This is a genomic window from Pedococcus sp., from assembly GCF_036554925.1.
Lineage (GTDB): Bacteria > Actinomycetota > Actinomycetes > Actinomycetales > Dermatophilaceae > Pedococcus_A.
In genome coordinates this window covers 1-16,961 of the sequence record NZ_DATBMI010000091.1, presented here as the reverse complement: position 1 = coordinate 16,961, position 16,961 = coordinate 1, and the positions used below count along the sequence as shown (strand labels likewise).

The window sequence follows — 16,961 nt, the reverse complement described above, 5'->3', positions numbered from 1 at the left end:
TGGTCGCCACCCACCACATGATAGCCGTGATGATGTCGCAGCAGCTGCTCGTCCGGGGCCTGGCCGAGCACGACGAGGTCAACGACCTCGTCGTCCATCCGAGACGAGCAGCACGCCGGGATCATCCAGATGCGCCGCTGGCTCGGCGACTGGTTCGACGCCGCGATGGTTGGCATGGGTCCGTGGATGACGAGGTGATGCGGCGCCTGGCCGTCACTCCCTACGTTTGACCCTGTGCAGAGCCCACCTGGTGACCTCACCGACGATGCGGTGGCCCTCGCCGTGTCCGAGGGTTGGGGCGTCCGGGCGGTCACGGCGACCTACCTTCCCGTGGGGTACGGCAGCCACCACTGGAGCGTGGACGACGCGGCGGGCGGGCGCTGGTTCGCTTCGGTCGACGTGGTCCCGACGGGCGAGCCGGGTGCTCTCGTCCCTGCACTCGGTGTAGCCGTGGCGGCTCGTGACTGCGGCCTCTCCTTCGTGGTGGCCCCGCGGCGGACGCGCGACGGGACGCTGGTGCGCCGGCTCCCCGGGGGCTACGCGATCGCGCTGTACCCCTTTGTGCATGGCCGATCGGGAGGTTTCGGCGACGGCCTGAGCCCGGTGGAGGCAGCGGAGCTCGTCGGTATGCTGCGCTCCCTCCACGAGCTGTCGCCCAGCGTGTGCGACAGCACCTGGGGCCCTGTCGGCGTCGAGACGTTCGAGGTGGAGGGTCGGGGACGGCTGCAGAGCGCACTCGGCGAGGCCGGCGAGGGGGTGTGGAGCGGACCCTACGGCGAGCGTCTTCGCCGCCTCGTCGCACGGCACGCCGAGGATGTGGCCAGGGCATGGCGCAGGTATGACGGACTCGTGGCGGGAGCGAGGTCGCGGACGGAGGACCTCGTCCTGACCCACGGGGAACCGCACCCCGGCAACCTCATCCGGACGCCGCAGGGCCCCGTTCTGGTCGACTGGGAGACCGCCCTGCTCGCACCTCCGGAGCGGGACCTCTGGCTGCTCCACACCCGGACCGACGGGAGGGCCTCAGGCGAGTACACCACCCTGACGGGCAGACCGCTCCGAGCCGAGCTGCTCACGGCCTACCAGCTCGCCTGGTGGCTGGCCGACGTCGCCGTCTTCGTCGAGCTGCTCCGTCACGCGGCCGAGGAGACCGCCGACACGTCCTGGTCCTGGGAGGCGCTGGAAGCCACCCTCGAGGCCCTCGCGTCCTCGCCCCCACGCTAGGACGGAGCCCGTCCGCCGACGCCAGCAGTGACTCTCCGGCCGGCGTCTGGCAGCCTGACCTCATGGAGCCGAGCGAGCAGGCTCGGGCGGCGCGGCGGCACCTGGTGCTGTTTCCGGGGTTCTGGGTCGTCGCAGCCGTCGGCTACGCCCTGCTGCTCGTCACCGCCGGCGCGGGCAGCGGCTGGCCGGCCCACGCGGTGCAGGCGCTCGGGCCGCTGATGCTGCTGCTGGCCGTGCGGGACATGACCACCACCCGCGCCAGGGAGCCGTGGACCGGCGATCCCTCCTCCGTGTCCTGGCTTCTTGCCCTGACGCTGCTCATGCCCACCACGCTCGTGGCGATGGTGCTGCTGGTCGCCACGGTGTGAGTGGCGCGGACGGGCTCATCACTCCCCCGTGGCGGTGACGGCAGCAGGCGGCAGCAGGCCGGGGTCCGCGGGCTCCCACGAGGCCGGGTCCGGCCCCAGTGCCGCCAGCGCGTGGATCTGCTCGACACTCCACGGGGACAACGCTCGACGACCGGCGAGAACGTCCGCGGCCAGCACCGGCCACGGCACCCAGGCGGTCTCGGCCACCTCCGACGGTTCCGGCGACAGGGGTCGGCCCCGGTCGACCCACCCGGCGAAGACCGGGCACATCTCGTTCTCGACCACCCCGCCCATCTCGGCGCGGTACGCGAAGCGAGGCAGCACGAGCCGCAGGCCCGTCACGGCGGCGCCCAGCTCGCTCCCGGCGCGACGAACCACCGCGTCGTACATCCGCTCCCCGGGCGCCGGGTGGCCGCACACCGAGTTGGTCCACAGGCCGGGGAACGTCGCCTTGTCGTCCGCCCGACGCGTCAGCAGCAGCTCGCCACCGTCCGAGAACAGGTAGAGGGAGAAGGCCAGGTGCAGAGGCGTATCCCCGTGGTGCACTTCGCTCTTCGGCGCGGTCCCGACCGCCCGGCCGGCGGCGTCGAGCAGCACCACGGACTCGACGCTCACTGAGGCCGTCCCAGCTCGTTCACCGCGGCGCGGAACACCGCAGGCAGCGCCACCGCCGCCGGAACGACGGCCCTCCGGGCCCATGCCGGACGCGTGGCCTGCACCAGCGCGTGCGTCAGCACGGCATACCGCCTGCTGACCCGGCGCCACTCCCGCTCGTAGCCCGCTGGGCGGTCTGCGGCCACGGCTGCCACCGCAGCCCGGGCCTGGGCCAGGCCGAGTGAGATCCCTTCTCCTGTCAGGGCATCGACGTAGCCGCCGGCGTCGCCCACGAGCAGCACCCGGCCCGTGACCCGCCGTGCCGCCCGCTGCCGCAGCGGGCCGGCCCCGCGCACCCCGGTGGCTGCCGGTGCGCCGGCCAGCCGCTCCTGCAGGATCGGGAAGTCGGCGAGCTGCTCGGCGAAGGGCACACGGCGGGTGCTGAGCACCGCCACACCGACGAGGCCGTCCGCGACGGGAGTCACGTACGCCTCGCCGTGACACCCCCAGTGCACCTCCACGTGGCTGCCCCACGGCGGTATGCCGTAGTGGCGGCGCTGCCCGAACCGCTGCGGACCGCGGACGGTGGCCTGCAGCCCGAGCGCCCGGCGGATCGGCGAGTGCAGCCCGTCCGCCGCGAGCAGGTAGCGGCCGCTGAGGTCAGGGCCCGCGTTGCGGCCGCTCTCACGGGTCTGCACCACCACCCCCTCACCGGTCTGTGTGAGCTCGTCCGCGGCCAACGGCAGCACCTCTCCCCCCGCCCTCGCCAGCGCCGCGCGAAGGAGCTCGTGCAGAGTGGTCCGGCGCACCCCACGGCCCGGGCCGTCGGCGAAGTCGGCCTCCGCCAGGCGCCCGCCTGACACGTACCGGATCCCCACCAGGTCGCGCCCTGTCGCCTCGACCCCCAGCCCGGCCAGCGCCTGGACGCCGCCAGGCATGAGCCCTTCGCCGCAGGCCTTGTCGACCACGCCCGCCCGCGGTTCGAGGACGACGGCGGACAGTCCTGACCGCACGGCATACAGCGCGGCCGCCAGGCCCACGGGCCCCCCGCCGACCACCACGACGTCGTGCGCGGCCGCCGTCACCGCGGTCCCCACCTCATCGGCGCTCCCGACCCAGCACACCCTCGTCGTCGCGGGGCGCCATGACGGTGGCGAGGGCCCGCTCCTCGACGCGGACCCGGACGGTGAGGAGCGCCGCGTTGAGCAGGGTGAAGGTGGCCGCGGTCGCCCACGCCGAGTGCACGAGGGGCAGCGCGAGGCCCTCGACCACGACGGCGACGTAGTTGGGGTGCCGCAGCCAGCGGTACGGCCCGCGACGGACCAGGGCCAGGCCGGGCACGACGATCACGCGGGTGTTCCACTGCTGCCCCAGCGTCGCGATGCACCACCAGCGCAGGGCCTGCGAGGCGACGACGAGGGTGAGCATCAGCCACCCGAGGGCTGGCACGAACGGCCGGTCGAAGAGCCACACCTCGGCCAGCGCCCCCGCCAGCAGCCCGCTGTGCAGGACCACCATGGCGGGGTAGTGCGCGCGACCGAACTCCACGCCGCCGCGCGAGAACGCCCATGCCGCATGCCTCTTCGACACGACCAGCTCGGCGATCCGCTCAACACCCACCGCCAGCACGAGGCCGGTGAACCACAGCTCGGACGTCGCCACGTCGGTCACCTAGGCCTGCAGGAGGACGAGCTCGAGGCAGAAGCCGGGGCCCATCGCCATGAGGACGCCGTGGGTTCCGGGCGCCGGTGGGTGGTCGCGCAGCGTGTCCGCGAGGACGTGCAGAACGGATGCGGACGAGAGGTTGCCGATGCGGTCGAGCGAGCGCCACGTCACGCCGAGCGCCTCACGGTCCACCTCGAGCGCCTCCGCCATCGCCTCGAGCACCTTCGGGCCGCCGGGGTGGGCGACCCACCAGCCGATGTCGTCGCGGGTCAGCCCGTGGCCAGCCAGGAAGCGGTCGACGTCGTCGCGCAGGTTCGCGCGCACCAGGTCGGGCACCTCCACACCCAGCACGATCCGCAGACCCGTCGCGCCGACGTCCCAGCCCATGGCGCGCTCGCTGTCGGGGTAGAGCCGGCTGCGGGTCGCCAGCACCCGCGGGAACACTCGGTCGCCGCCGCGTCCGCTACCCACCATCACCACGGCGGCCGCGCCGTCGCCGAAGAGTCCGCTGGCCACGAGGTTGGCCACCGACGTGTCGTCGCGCTGCACGGTCAGGCTGCACAGCTCCACCGACAGGAGCACGGCGACACCGTCGGGGTGCCCGAGGAGGTGGTCGTGGACGCGGGCCACCCCGGCGGCCCCGGCCACACAGCCCAGCCCGACCAGTGGCACCCGTTTCACGTCCTCGCGAAGGCCGATGAGGGCCGCGATGCGAGCGTCCAGCGATGGCACTGCCAGCCCGGTGACGGTGGTCGAGACGATCAGGTCGACGTCCGCGACGGTCAGCGAGGCGGCCTCGAGGGCCTCCTCGACCGCCCTGGCCCCGAGGGCGACGGCGACACGGATGAACTCGTCGTTCGCCTCACCGAAGTCCGTCAGGGCGGCATACCGCTCCAGGGGCAGGGCAAGGTGACGGTGGCTGACCCCCGCGTTGCCGTGCAGGCGCTCGAGGAGGCTGCGGTTGACGCCATGCGACCCCAGGACCTCGGCGAACGCCTCCGTGACCTCCGCCTGGGCGTAGCGGTGAGCAGGAAGGGCGCCGGAGACGGCGGCAAGGTGACTCACCCGGCCACCCTAGGCACAAACACCCGATGGTGGCGGGCGTATGACGCGTGGCGCGCCCTGCCCGTACGCTCGGCCCGTGGCCACCGCGACTGCCCTCGGCGCCCTGCTGCGGGCCAGCCATCCCGGGCCCACCGTGGCCGTCACCGCCCTCACCGCCCTGCTCGGTGTGGGGGCGGGGCACAGCCTGCGGACGGGTGCGCTGGTCACCGCGGCCGTCGCGGCGGGCCAGCTCACCATCGGGTGGTCCAACGACCTCATCGACGCGGGACGCGACCGCCAGGTCGGCCGCCACGACAAACCGGTCGCACGGGGCGAGGTCTCGGCCCGTGTCGTGCGTTGGGCATGTGGTGTGGCCGGCGTGGTCTGCGTCGGGTTGTCGATCGCCTGCGGACTGGCGTCTGCTGCGGTGCACCTGGCCCTGGGGGTCGCGTCGGGGTGGGGCTACAACCTCGGCCTCAAGCGCACGCTGTGGTCCGCAGTGCCGTATGCCGTGGCGTTCGGATCGCTTCCCGCCGTGGTCAGCCTTGCGCTGCCCGAGCACCGGCTGCCGCCGGCGTGGATGGTCGCCGCCGGCGCCCTCCTCGGAGTGGGCGCCCACCTGCTGAACGCCCTGCCGGACCTCAGCGACGACCTCGAGACCGGGGTGCGAGGGCTTCCCCACCGAATCGGTGCGCGACACCTGCGATGGTCGGCGCCCGTGGTGCTCCTCGCCGCCTCCGTCGTCACCGTGCTCGGGCCCGCGGCCACCGCCGGCGGGTGGGCGTGGGGGGCACTGCTCCTGTGCCTGGCGCTGTGTGGGGTCGCGGTCGCGGGGAGGGGTCGTGTGCCCTTCGCCGCGGCCGTCGGGATCGCAGCCGTCGACGTGGCCACCCTGGTGCTGCGCTAGACGTCCTGCGCTGGTGACCCTGCTTTAGAAGCCGCCACCGAAGTCCCCGCCGAAGTCGCCGCCACCGAAGTCCCCGCCTCCCCCGAAGTCCCCGCCTCCCCCGAAACCGCCGCCGTAGTCCGAGCCGCCGTAGTCCCCGGCCGCAGTGTCGCCCGCTGCGACCTCGCCGCTCCCTTGGTCAGCCTCCTGCGCCCCCTCGGCGCCCAACCCCTCACCGGTGTCCGCGGCGGTCGGGTCACCCTCGGCCTCGGGAGAGTCGGGGTACCCGCCGAGCAGGCTCTGGGCGATCGCCGAGCCCACGACGACACCGGCGATGCTCCCGAGCATCGAGCCGGCGAAGACTCCGCCCATGCCGACGCCCCCGCGCTGCGCTCCACCGAGAGTCCGCTCCATGAAGCCGGGCTGGCGCATCTCGGCCCGCGTGGCCGCGCGCGCCATGGTGGCCGGGTCGGTGGAGCCGAGCCGCTCCCCCTCGGGGAGCCCACGGCTCAGCTCGCCGAGCACCTGCTCGCGCTGCTCGGGCGACAGGCGCGCGAACGCCTCGCGGTGGACCCGCTCGATCTGGTCCGGGGGCGCGGTCCGCAGCAGGTAGCGGTAGCGCGCGATCGCCCGCTCGTCCTCGCCCTGGCCCCCGGCGCGCGGTGGCGCCGGCGCGTCGCGGGGCGCCACGGGCCCGGTGTACGACTGCGTTCGGGGCTCGCGGCCCAGCAACCGGTCGAGGAATCCCACGGCCCACCTCCAGGTCACGGCGCCGCCACGGCGCACGCCGCCGCACGCGGCACACCCCCAGCATGCGCCACGACGCCGACGAGCGCCTCCGCACTCGGGAGTCCAGGTGCGGCCGGCAGGCGGGGCCATATCGGGCAGGCGGGGCCATGATCGGGCCGTCGTGCCCTTCAACGATGAGGTCCCTCGGCGCAGCATGGGCTCGTGGAGGACACAACCAGCACCGCAGCCCCCGATGTCGCCCCGCTGCTGCCGGGGTCCATCGAGCACTACCTCGCCGTGGACGTGCCCGTGTGCGCGGCCACGGACCGAGCCCGTGAGATCCGCTCCGCGCTGGTCGGGCGCACCCACGAGAGCGTCGCTGACATCGCCGTGTGCCGCGGCCCGAGCTCGTCCCCGCGTCTGCTCGGGCTGCTGCCGGTCGAGCGCCTGCTCGGCGCCGCCGACGACTCGGCCGCGGAGGACCTGATGGACGCCGACCCGCCCGTGGTGGCCCCGGGGCTGAGCCAGGAGAAGGCCGCGTGGAAGGCGGTCCGCCACGGCGAGTCCAGCCTGGCCGTGGTCGACGCCGAAGGGGTGTTCCGCGGGCTCGTCCCGCCCGCCAGGCTCCTGAGTGTCCTCCTCCGCGAGCACGACGAGGACCTCGCCCGGCTCGGTGGCTACATGGCGTCCACCAGCTCGGCCCGCCATGCCACCGAGGAGCCGCTCGGCCGCCGGCTGTGGCACCGCATGCCGTGGCTGCTGGTCGGGCTCGCCGGCTCGGCCGTCGCCGCCTGGGTGGTGGGCGGCTTCGAGTCCCAGATCGAGCAGGACGTCCGGCTCGCCTTCTTCGTGCCCGGCATCGTCTACATGGCGGACGCGGTCGGAACCCAGACGGAGGCCCTCGTGATCCGCGGACTGTCGGTCGGTGTCCCGATAGGCCGGGTCTTCCGCCTCGAGGTCCTGACCGGCCTCGTCGTCGGCGTGCTCCTCGGGCTCACCAGCTTCCCGGCGGTGTGGGCCGTCTTCGGCTCGGCCTCGTTGGCCACCGCGGTCTCCGCGTCGCTGCTCGCGGCCTGCGGGGTGGCCACGATCGTCGCGATGATGCTGCCGTGGGCGATGGACCGCCTCGGCAAGGACCCAGCCTTCGGCAGCGGTCCGCTGGCGACCGTGATCCAGGACGTGCTGTCTCTGGTGATCTACTTCGCGATCGCCACCGCCATCGTCGTCTAGAGCCGACGTCGGCAGGGGGTCGGCCATGGTGGTGGTCTGCAGCGGAGGCGCGAAATCGGACAAATGGCCCGCAACGACGTCACCGAACCGAAAGTCCTTCGAGATTCGTCCGCAAAGAGGCGATATCTCCGGCGCGTCCCCCGCGAATGGCTTTCGCTGGGTCGGCCCATCCTTTACTCTCTCTTTACCATTACTTGGAAAGCGTCTGACCTCGGCGAGAGTCCTTCGCCGGAGGCGGAGCGAGCAGGGGGTCAGTGATGTCGACACTTCGCAGGCGTGTCGGGCGGGTACGCCCAGGGCGCCGCACCACGCACGGAGCGGTCCGGCCGGCCGCGGAGCCACAGTCCCCGGCGCCGACCGGGGTGGTCGAGCCCGAGGCCGTCGAACCAGCCACCGACCACTCCCCCGCCGACGGCGGCGCCGCTGACCTCGACGACGACGGCCTGCGGGTCCAGTCGCGTCGGGCGGGAATGTACCTCGTGACGGACGCGTCCGGCGTCGAGGTCGGGAGGATCCGCGGCGACTACGTGGTCGGCTTCACCACCGAGCACGACGGGCGGATGCGGTGGTTCGAGGACCTCGAGACCGCGCGCCACGCGGTGCTCCAGGAGTACCGGCAGGGTCGGGCGCACTCGGCCTGACGCCGGCTGCCCGGTCAGCGGGCGGGCTCCCCCACCTGGACCTCGAACCACACCGTTGAGCCGTTGGCGCTCGGGTGCGCACCGAACGCGTCACTGACCGATCGGACCAGGCTCAGCCCACGGCCCTGCGTCGCTGCGGCGGCGATGTCGAGAGCTGCCCGCGGCGTGCCGCGGCGTCCCGTGTCGCTGACCGTGACGACCAGTCGCGGACCGTTGAGCTCGAGGGTGACCCTGGCCTCGGTGCCGGCGTGCAGGACGGCGTTGGTGACCAGCTCGGAAAGCCCCGTCACCACGGCGAAGTGAGCACCTGCCCCGACCCCCCATTCGTCGAGGTGCAGTCGGGCCCAGGCGCGGGCCGGGCGGACGGCCTCCGGCAGTGGTGGCACGACGAGGGTGACGCTCCGATGCTCCAGCGACGTACGACGGACGGCGAGCACCGCGCAGTCGTCCTCGAAGCCCTCGCCACGGCCCATCTCCTCCAGGACCAGCTCGCAGGCCCGGTGCGCGCTCGTCGGATCCAGCGCGTCGAGCACGTCGAGGAGGCGCTCCTCCCCCTGGGCGAGGGACCGGCTGCGTCGCTCGAGCAGCCCATCGGTGAAGGCCAGGAGCAGCTCGCCGTCCATCAGCTGGACGGCCTGGGCGTGCCGAACCCCGCCCAGGCCCAGGGGCGGGCCGATCGTGAGCTCCACCAGGCGCGCGCCGCCGGTGTCGTCGCGCCCGCCGACTCCGGCACGCCGTGGACGGCGTGGTACGACGGCTGGGGGGCAGTGGCCCGCGCTGGCGAGCACGATCTCCCCGGTGGCCGGGTCGAGGAGGCCGTAGAGCATGGTGACGAACAGCTCGCCGCCGAAGCCGCTGGGCAGGAACCGGCCGGCCTGGTCGGGTGCAGCGCCCAGCGACACCGATTCCGGCCACATCTCATCCAGCCCCTCGACCATGGTGTCCAGCGCGGCCATCACCGAAGCGGGCTCGGGGCTGGAGAGGGCTGCGCCCCGGGCCGCGGCGCGGATCTGCCCCATGACCGTGGCTGCGGCGACACCGCGGCCCACCACGTCCCCGATGAGGAGGGCCAGCCGGCCATCCCGGAGGCCGAAGGCATCGTAGAAGTCGCCGCCGACGACCGCGCCGGTGGCGACTGGTTCGTACTGTCCGGCGAGGGTGAACGACTCCGGCTGCGGCAGCACCAGAGGGAGCATGGCCCGTTGCAGCGCCTCGGCGTTGCTGCGTTCCCTGTCGAAGATCCGCGCCCGGCCGAGTGCCTGGCCGACGAGGGCCGCCGCCGAAGCCAGCGCCATCTCGGCCTCAGCCGCGACGGGTGCGGCGTCCAGCCGCAGCACGATCGCTCCCTGGGTGCCGTCGATGGCCATCGGCAGGACCAGCCGGCCCTGGCCGAACGCCACAAGGCCCGAGGCCAGCAGCTCTCCGATGACCTCGACCTCGGGCGCCGGAAGGTCGGTCCACACCAGGGGTAGCCGCTCCTCGGCTTCCGAGAACTGCTCGTCCGCCCGGCGCCGGGTTGCCCGCCACGACCCCGCCCCACCGGGTGGCAGGCACAACAGCACCTCGTCCGCGGGCAGCGCCTGGAGAGCATGACGGAGGGCCACCTTGCAGACGTCGTCCACGGTCACGGCGACCGCGAGCGCCGACGCGAGGTCCGCGACACCGTGGAGGCGTTCCACGCCGACCGTGGTCTCGAGGACGACGTGGAACACCCCGAGCACCGTGCCGTCGGAGTCCCGCACCGGCGAGCCGGCCCGGAGGTAGTAACCGGTGTCGACATCGCGGGGACCGTCGCGGCCACGCCTCAGTCGAAGCTGTGCGCCGTCCTCGAGGAAACCCTCGCCGCGCTCGAGCACGCGCCGGAAGGCTGGTCCCACGTTGGGCCGGTCCCAGACCTCCGCGACCACCTCGTGCGTGGGGGCGGCGAAGGCCTCCGGGTGCTTGCGGCCGAGCAGGGCGGCGAACGCGTCGTTGTAGACCATGGCCAGGCTCGGGCCGTGCTGGTAGCAGAGCGGGACCGGTGCCTCGAGCAGGGTGCTCACGAGGTGCTCGACGACCGGCGGCCAGCCCTCTCGCGGCCCGAGCGGCGTGGTCGACCAGTCGCACGTGCGGGCGAGCCCGACCGCGCTGAGGCCCTCCCCCTCGTCCACTGACGTACCGCCCTTCGGCCACCACAGCCGGCGCCGCCCCCCTGGCACCGCTCCGAGCCTAGACCCGTCGGGCCCGGCTCCGGTGGCTTTCGTCAGGATCCGTGGCTGCTTGTGCGCTCCTGACCGACTTGGTCGATCAGGAACGCCCACTCCCAGGCGAGCTGCCGCCAGGCGTCGTACCGCCCGCTGCGCCCGCCGTGCCCGGCGACCATCTCGGTGCGCAACAGGATCGGCCGCTCCTGGGGGTCGTTCGTCACGGTGGCCCGCAGCGCCGCCACCCACTTGGCGGGCTCGGTGAAGTAGACGCGGGTGTCGTTGAGGCTCGTCGTCGCCAGGATCGCGGGGTACTGCGCCGGCCGGACGTTCTCGTAGGGCGTGTACTCCTTCATGTAGGCGTACACCTCCGGATCCTCCAGCGGGTTCCCCCACTCCTCCCACTCGACCACGGTCAGCGGCAGCGTCGGGTCGAGGATCGTGGTGAGCGCGTCGACGAAGGGCACCGACGCGTGGACCGCCCGGAACCGCTCGGGAGCGAGGTTGACCGCCGCCCCGATGAGCAGTCCACCCGCCGAACCACCCTCTGCGGCAAGGCGATCCGGGGCGACCCACCCCGAGTCGATGAGATGGGCGGCGCAGTCGACGAAGTCGGTGAAGGTGTTCTTCTTGTGCAGGAGCTTGCCGTGGTCGTACCACGCCCGTCCCATCTCGCCCCCACCGCGGACGTGTGCGATCGCGTAGACGAACCCGCGCTGGAGCAGCGACAGCCGCGCGACGGAGAAGTAGGGGTCGGACGAGGCCTCGTACGAGCCGTACGCCGTGAGCAGTCCCGCTCGGGTGCCGTCGGGCTCCGCCCCGGCCGGGTACACCACGGAGATCGGCACCGGCGTGCCGTCGTGGGCCGTCGCCCACTCGCGACGCTGCTCGTACGCCGAGGGGTCGTAGCCACCGAGGACGGGCTGGCGCTTGAGGACCTCCCACTCACGGGAAGCGAGCGTGTAGTCGAGGACGGTCTTGGGCGTCACCATCGACTCGAAGACCACCTGGATGGTCGCGGTGTCGCTCTCGGGGTTGTCGCCGAGCCCGACCTGGTAGACCGGCTCGTCGAACGGCAGGTCGTGGCCCGCGCCGAACCCGGTCTCCGACCCCGCGTCACGCGGCAGTACCCGGACCGCTGTCAGCCCGTTCGTGCGCAGCGACAGCACGGCGAAGTCGTCGAAGGCGTCGATCCCGGAGAACCGCTCGCCCGGCTCCGAGCCCAGCAGCGGCCGCCACTCCTCGTGCGAGGAGCACGTCAGCGGCGCCCACGCCAGGTCGGAGTCCGGCGAGTCGGCGTTGTGGACGATGAGCAGCCGGTCGTGAGCCGGCTCCACCTCGTACTCGACGCCCTCGCGACGAGGGGCCACCGGCCGGAACTCGCCCGTCGGCTCGGCCGCGTCGAGGAGCCTGACCTCGGACGTCGTCTTGGACCCGATGCCGAGCATCAGCCAGCGGTCGTCGCGCGACACACCGACCCCCATCCAGAACCTGGGGTCGGGCTCCTCGTAGACCAGGACGTCTGCCTCCGCCGGGGTGCCGACCTCGTGCCGCCAGAGCTGGTGGGGGCGCCAGGCCTCGTCCACGCGGAGGTAGAACACGTGGCGGGCGTCGAGCGAGAAGGCCGCGCCGTACCCGATGCCGGTGACCGCCTCGTCGACGACCCCGCCGGTCGAGAGGTCCTTGACCTTGAGCGCGAAGCGCTCGTCGCCCTCGGTGTCCACGGCATACGCCAGCCACCGGTGGTCGGCGCTGACGGTGAGGGCCCCGAGCGAGAAGAACTCGTGCCCCTCGGCCTCGGCGTTGCCGTCGAGCAGCAGCTGCTCGCCCTCGACCGGGCTGCCGGGCTCGGGGTTGGGCCGTGTCCCCGGCTCCGTGTGCGGTGAGCGGCAGTGCGCGGCGTACTGGGCGTTCTCGAAGGTCCGCGTGTAGTACCACCAGTCGCCGCTGCGCACGGGGACGCTGAGGTCGGTCTCCTGCGTGCGGGACCGGATCTCCTCGAAGAGGGCCTGCCGGAGGGGCTCGAGGTGGCTCGTCATCTCCTCGGCGTAGGCGTTCTCCGCCTCGAGGTGCGCGATGACCGCCGGGTCGGACTTGTCGCGCAGCCACTCGTAGGGGTCCACGACGGCGTCGCCGTGGTGCTCGCGGACGTGCTCGCGGCGAGGGGCTGAGGGCGGGGTCGGCATGGCGCTCACTGTATGCCGCGCGGCGTGCGCCCACGCGCGCGCCGTGTCCCCTGGGGCTCCCACGGCAGCGAGGGCCGCACCCGTCGGGTGCGGCCCTCGCCGTGGCCGTGGCACGTGGGTCAGAGACCGGCGACCCGGCTCTCCGGGGCCGTCAGGCCCGGGTGAACCTCGAGGTAGTCCACGAGGTTGGCCAGGTCCTCGGGACCGCCGAGCAGGTTCGTGCCCTGCGTGAAGGCGGAGAAGGAGTCCCCGCCCTGCGCCAGGAAGCTCAGGGTTCCCACACGGTAGGTCGCGGCCAGGTCGATGGGCGCTCCGTTGAGGATCATCGAGCCCGGCACGACGCGGCTGCCCTGCGGCTGGCTGGCGTCCCACTCGTAGGTGAAGCCCTCGGAGACGCCGAGGGCCAGCATCGGGCGCGACCCACGCGCGGCGATGGGCTGGTACTGCTGCTCCAGCACCTCCTCGATCTGGGCGCCGGTCAGGTCGAGGGAGTTGAGCAGGTTCCCGAAGGGGGCGACGTCGTAGGCCTCGGCGAAGGTGACCTCACCGGCGCCCTCGCCGTACTTCGGCGCCATCGGCAGGTCCTCGCGGACTCCGCCCACGTTCATGAACGCGATCTGGGCCCCGCCCTTGTCCCCTGCGGTCCCCCACAGGATGGCGTCGGCGACCAGGTCGGCCATGGGCGTCTCGATGCCGCGGTTGCCGCTGGAGTCGCCCAGGATGTCCTCGGTGTGCGTGCCCACGACCTTCGCCTTGAGCGGTCCCGCGAGGCTGTTCCACTTGGCGATGATGTCGGTCTGCTCCGGGTCGGCCGCGGCGCGGTCGACGAGGTGGTTGACCGCGACCGCGCTGGCCCGGTCGACCTCTCCGGTCCTGCGGTCGATCTTCAGGGTCGTCTCCGTCACCGCGCGGCCGTAGTCGGCGGCGCTGGTCACGAGGCGCGGGTTGCCCTCGGGGTCGGGCAGGGAACAGATGTAGCCCTGGTGGGTGTGGCCGGAGATGATCTGGTCGACCTCGGCACTCATCTGGGCGGCGATCTGGGCGATCGGCGCCGAGATGCCGGTGCAGCCGTTGACGGTGCCGCTCTGGTAGCCGCCCTCGTGCAGCAGCACCACGATGGCCTCGACGCCCTGCGCCTTGAGGGCGGCCGCCTGCGCGTTGGCGGTCTCGACCTCGTCCTTGAAGTCGACCGAGGCGACGCCGGCCGGGCTCACGAGGGTGTTGGTGGCCTCGAGGGTCATGCCGATGAAGCCCACCTTGACGCCGCTGACCTTCTTGATGCTCGTCCCCGGCAGGAGGCTCTCGCCCGTGCCCTTCTTCACCACGTTGGCGGCGAGCCACTGGAAGTCGGCGCCCTGGTACGGCTCGTCGGGGAAGTAGCAGCCGTCCTCGGGGTGGCAGCCGCCGTGCTGCATGCGCAGCAGCTCCTGCGTCCCCTCGTCGAACTCGTGGTTGCCCACGCTGCTGACATCGAGACCCATCGCGTTGAGGGTCTCGACCGATGGCTCGTCGTGGAACAGCCCGGAGAGGAAGGTCGACCCGCCGATGAGGTCACCGGCCGCGACGGTCAGGCTCCGACCGTCGCCCACCGTGTCGCGCAGGGCAGCGAGCTTCATGGCGAGGTACTCGGCACCCCCGACGGGGGTCTGGGTCGGGTCCTGCGCCCTGCTGAGCGGACCGTCCGTTGCTTCGAGGTGGCCGTGGTAGTCGTTGAAGGACAGCAGCTGGACGGTCGCGAGCTTCGGCTTGGCCGGCTTGGTCGCGGCCGACGCGGTGGCCGGCACGGACGCGAGCGTTGCCGCGGTGGCGGCCGCCGCGAGGCCGGCGCCGAGCGCGCGGACGTTGAGTCGGGTCATCGGTTCTCCTGGTGAGCGGCGCCGCGGCGCCGTGGCCGGACAGCCGAAGGCTGCACCAGCCATGTGACGGGACGCTGTCCGGGAGGAGACCGGTGGGCGCCCCCCAGGCAACGGGCGTCACAGTAGCCCAGCCGCGCGGCATACAGTGCCTTTGCGCGGCGGCGAATCTCGCGACGACCTCAGCCGGACAGGCAGCGGGAGCCGAGGATGACCTTGAGGTCGCCGAAGAGGGCCTCAGTGGCGTTGACCCGGTAGCTGTCGTCGAGCTTCATGAGCAGGGACCGGCCCGGTTGGCTGAGCCGCACGTGCACCTCTGTGGAACCCGGGTGCGAGCTGAGCACGGTCTTGAGCTGCTCGATCTTGCCGGACGTGGCCCGGGTGGTCTCCATCGTCACCACCACGGGCCCGCGAGGGCCGTCGGTGATGTCGGGGAGCGTGAGGTCCGAGGCGTAGATCGACACCGTGTCGTCGCGGCGGTTGACGCGCCCCTTGACGACGACCACCTTGTCGTGGCCGAGCATGGTCGAGACGGTCATGTAGGCCGAGGGGAAGAACAGGCACTCGATCGCGCCCTCGAGATCCTCGACGGTGACGATCGCCCAGAGGTCACCCTTCTTGGTCCGCTTGACCTGCAGGCCGGTGATGAGGCCGGCGATCGTCACGGTCGAGCCCTCGGGCTTGCCGTCCTCCCCCATCAGCGACGCGATCGAGGTGTCGGCGTGCTGCGAGAGCACGTGCTCGATGCCGAACAGCGGGTGGTCGGAGACGTAGAGGCCGAGCATCTCGCGCTCGAAGCCGAGCAGCGTCTGCTTGTCCCACTCCGACGTCGGGATGGGCGGCAGCACGGAGACCTCGAACGCGTCGCCGCCGGTGTCGTCACCGAACCCGCCGAAGAGCGAGTCCTGCCCGATCGCCTCCTGGCGCTTGATGTCGATGAAGTGGTCGATGTAGTCCTCGTGGACCCGGACGAGGCCCTGCCGGGTCTCCTGCATCCCGTCGAACGCGCCGCCGCGGATCAGCGACTCGACGGTGCGCTTGTTGCACACCACGGCCGGGCACTTGGACAGGAAGTCCTTGAACGAGGTGAAGCGGCCCTTGTCCTCGCGTGCCGCCACGATCGCGTCGACGACGTTGCGGCCGACGTTGCGGATGGCCTCGAGGCCGAAGCGGATGTCGGTGCCGACCGCGGCGAAGTTGGCCACGGACTCGTTGACGTCCGGCGGCAGCACCTTGATGCCCATGCGACGGCACTCGCCGAGGTAGAGCGCCGACTTGTCCTTGTCGTCGCGCACGCTGGTCAGCAGCGCAGCCATGTACTCGGCCGGGTAGTTCGCCTTGAGGTATCCCGTCCAGTACGAGACCAGGCCGTAGGCGGCGGTGTGCGCCTTGTTGAACGCGTAGTCCGAGAACGGGAGCAGGATGCTCCACAGGGTCTTGATGGACTCCTTGGAGTACCCGTTGTCGAGCATGCCCTGCTCGAAGTTGACGTACTCGGCGTCGAGGACCTCCTTCTTCTTCTTGCCCATCGCACGGCGGAGGAGGTCCGCGTTGCCGAGGGTGTAGCCCGCGAGCTTCTGGGCGATCTCCATGACCTGCTCCTGATAGATGATCAGGCCGTAGGTCATGCCCAGGATGGGCTTGAGCGCCTCGGTGAGGTCGGGGTGGATGTAGTCGATGTCCTGCTTGCCGTTCTTGCGCAGGGCGAAGTTCGTGTGGGCGTTGGCGCCCATCGGGCCGGGCCGGTAGAGCGCGAGCGCCGCCGAGATGTCCTCGAAGTTGTCGGGCTGCATCAGGCGCAGGAGCGAGCGCATGCCCCCGCCGTCGAGCTGGAAGACGCCGAGGGTGTCGCCGCGACCGAGCAGGTCGTAGGTCGCCTTGTCGGTCATGTCCTTGGACAGCGCGTCGAGGTCGATGTCCTCGTCGCGGTTCATCCGGATGTTCTCGATGGCGTCGTCGAGGATCGTGAGGTTGCGCAGGCCCAGGAAGTCCATCTTGACCAGGCCGAGCGTCTCGCAGCTCGGGTAGTCGAACTGCGTGATGATCTGGCCGTCCTGCTCCCGGCGCATGATCGGGATCACGTCGATGAGCGGCTCGCTCGACATGATGACGCCGGCCGCGTGCACTCCCCACTGACGCTTCAGACCCTCGAGGCCGCGCGCGGTCTCGACGACCTCCTTCGCGTGCGGCTCGGACTCCACGAGCGCACGGAACTCGGCTCCCTCGCCGTAGCGGGCGTGCTGCGGGTCGTAGATGCCGGACAGCGGGACACCCTTGCCCATGACGTCCGGTGGCATCGCCTTGGTGAGCTTCTCGCCCATGGCGAAGGGGTGCCCCATGACGCGGGAGGCGTCCTTG

At 72.2% G+C, this 16,961-nt stretch carries 14 protein-coding genes; 5 read left to right on the top strand and 9 right to left on the bottom strand.

Annotated elements, in window-relative coordinates; all coding sequences use genetic code 11:
- Window positions 1-234: 234 nt before the first annotated feature.
- Both VIB11_RS07660 and VIB11_RS07655 read left to right on the top strand, forming a co-directional pair.
- Window positions 235-1,224 (top strand): aminoglycoside phosphotransferase family protein, encoded by a 990-nt coding sequence (locus tag VIB11_RS07660; RefSeq protein ID WP_332029957.1) that lies wholly within the window; start codon window positions 235-237, stop codon window positions 1,222-1,224.
- 62 nt (window positions 1,225-1,286) lie between these two features.
- Entirely contained in the window at window positions 1,287-1,592 is a 306-nt protein-coding gene (locus VIB11_RS07655) for a hypothetical protein (RefSeq protein ID WP_332029955.1), read from the top strand.
- A gap of 18 nt (window positions 1,593-1,610) precedes the next feature.
- On the opposite strand, the gene idi is transcribed toward VIB11_RS07655, so the two are convergent.
- From idi to VIB11_RS07635, 4 genes are read right to left on the bottom strand one after another with little or no spacing between them, the layout of a single operon-like run.
- Window positions 1,611-2,207 carry an isopentenyl-diphosphate Delta-isomerase gene (gene idi, locus VIB11_RS07650; protein WP_332029953.1) on the bottom strand — a complete coding sequence of 199 codons (597 nt, stop codon included), beginning with the start codon at window positions 2,205-2,207 and terminating at the stop codon, window positions 1,611-1,613.
- On the bottom strand, window positions 2,204-3,271 hold the full coding sequence (locus VIB11_RS07645) for an NAD(P)/FAD-dependent oxidoreductase (RefSeq protein WP_332029951.1): 1,068 nt from the start codon (window positions 3,269-3,271) through the stop codon (window positions 2,204-2,206). Before VIB11_RS07645 ends, idi begins: the two co-directional genes overlap by 4 nt.
- A 13-nt stretch (window positions 3,272-3,284) precedes the next feature.
- Window positions 3,285-3,848: an isoprenylcysteine carboxyl methyltransferase family protein gene (locus tag VIB11_RS07640; protein WP_332029949.1), complete on the bottom strand. Its 564-nt coding sequence runs from the start codon at window positions 3,846-3,848 to the stop codon at window positions 3,285-3,287.
- Between the two features lie 9 nt (window positions 3,849-3,857).
- Complete coding sequence (locus tag VIB11_RS07635) at window positions 3,858-4,916, bottom strand: type III polyketide synthase (protein ID WP_332029947.1); 1,059 nt, start codon at window positions 4,914-4,916, stop codon at window positions 3,858-3,860.
- A 76-nt stretch (window positions 4,917-4,992) separates the two neighbouring features.
- Here VIB11_RS07635 and VIB11_RS07630 point away from each other — a divergent pair, with 76 nt between their 5' ends.
- Window positions 4,993-5,802: a UbiA family prenyltransferase gene (locus VIB11_RS07630; protein ID WP_332029946.1), complete on the top strand. Its 810-nt coding sequence runs from the start codon at window positions 4,993-4,995 to the stop codon at window positions 5,800-5,802.
- Window positions 5,803-5,826: 24 nt separating this feature from the next.
- On the opposite strand, the gene VIB11_RS07625 is transcribed toward VIB11_RS07630, so the two are convergent.
- Window positions 5,827-6,531 (bottom strand): hypothetical protein, encoded by a 705-nt coding sequence (locus VIB11_RS07625; protein WP_332029944.1) that lies wholly within the window; start codon window positions 6,529-6,531, stop codon window positions 5,827-5,829.
- 201 nt (window positions 6,532-6,732) lie between these two features.
- Between VIB11_RS07625 and VIB11_RS07620 the strand changes: the two genes are divergently transcribed.
- The gene (locus VIB11_RS07620) at window positions 6,733-7,740 is read left to right on the top strand and encodes a magnesium transporter (RefSeq protein WP_332029942.1); all 1,008 of its coding nucleotides are present in this window, start codon (window positions 6,733-6,735) and stop codon (window positions 7,738-7,740) included.
- 257 nt (window positions 7,741-7,997) lie between these two features.
- On the top strand, window positions 7,998-8,381 hold the full coding sequence (locus VIB11_RS07615; protein ID WP_332029940.1) for a hypothetical protein: 384 nt from the start codon (window positions 7,998-8,000) through the stop codon (window positions 8,379-8,381).
- A 14-nt stretch (window positions 8,382-8,395) separates the two neighbouring features.
- Here VIB11_RS07615 and VIB11_RS07610 read toward each other — a convergent pair whose 3' ends face one another.
- The 4 genes from VIB11_RS07610 to dnaE form a co-directional block, all read right to left on the bottom strand.
- Window positions 8,396-10,531, bottom strand: a complete 2,136-nt coding sequence (locus VIB11_RS07610) for an ATP-binding SpoIIE family protein phosphatase (RefSeq protein ID WP_332029938.1) — start codon at window positions 10,529-10,531, stop codon at window positions 8,396-8,398.
- Window positions 10,532-10,623: 92 nt separating this feature from the next.
- Window positions 10,624-12,750, bottom strand: coding sequence for a S9 family peptidase (locus VIB11_RS07605; RefSeq protein ID WP_332029936.1), 2,127 nt, complete (start codon window positions 12,748-12,750; stop codon window positions 10,624-10,626).
- A 119-nt stretch (window positions 12,751-12,869) separates the two neighbouring features.
- Window positions 12,870-14,606, bottom strand: a complete 1,737-nt coding sequence (locus VIB11_RS07600; RefSeq protein WP_332029934.1) for a bifunctional metallophosphatase/5'-nucleotidase — start codon at window positions 14,604-14,606, stop codon at window positions 12,870-12,872.
- Window positions 14,607-14,785: 179 nt separating this feature from the next.
- A partial coding sequence (gene dnaE / locus VIB11_RS07595; RefSeq protein WP_332029932.1) for a DNA polymerase III subunit alpha occupies window positions 14,786-16,961 on the bottom strand: 2,176 nt, incomplete at its 5' end.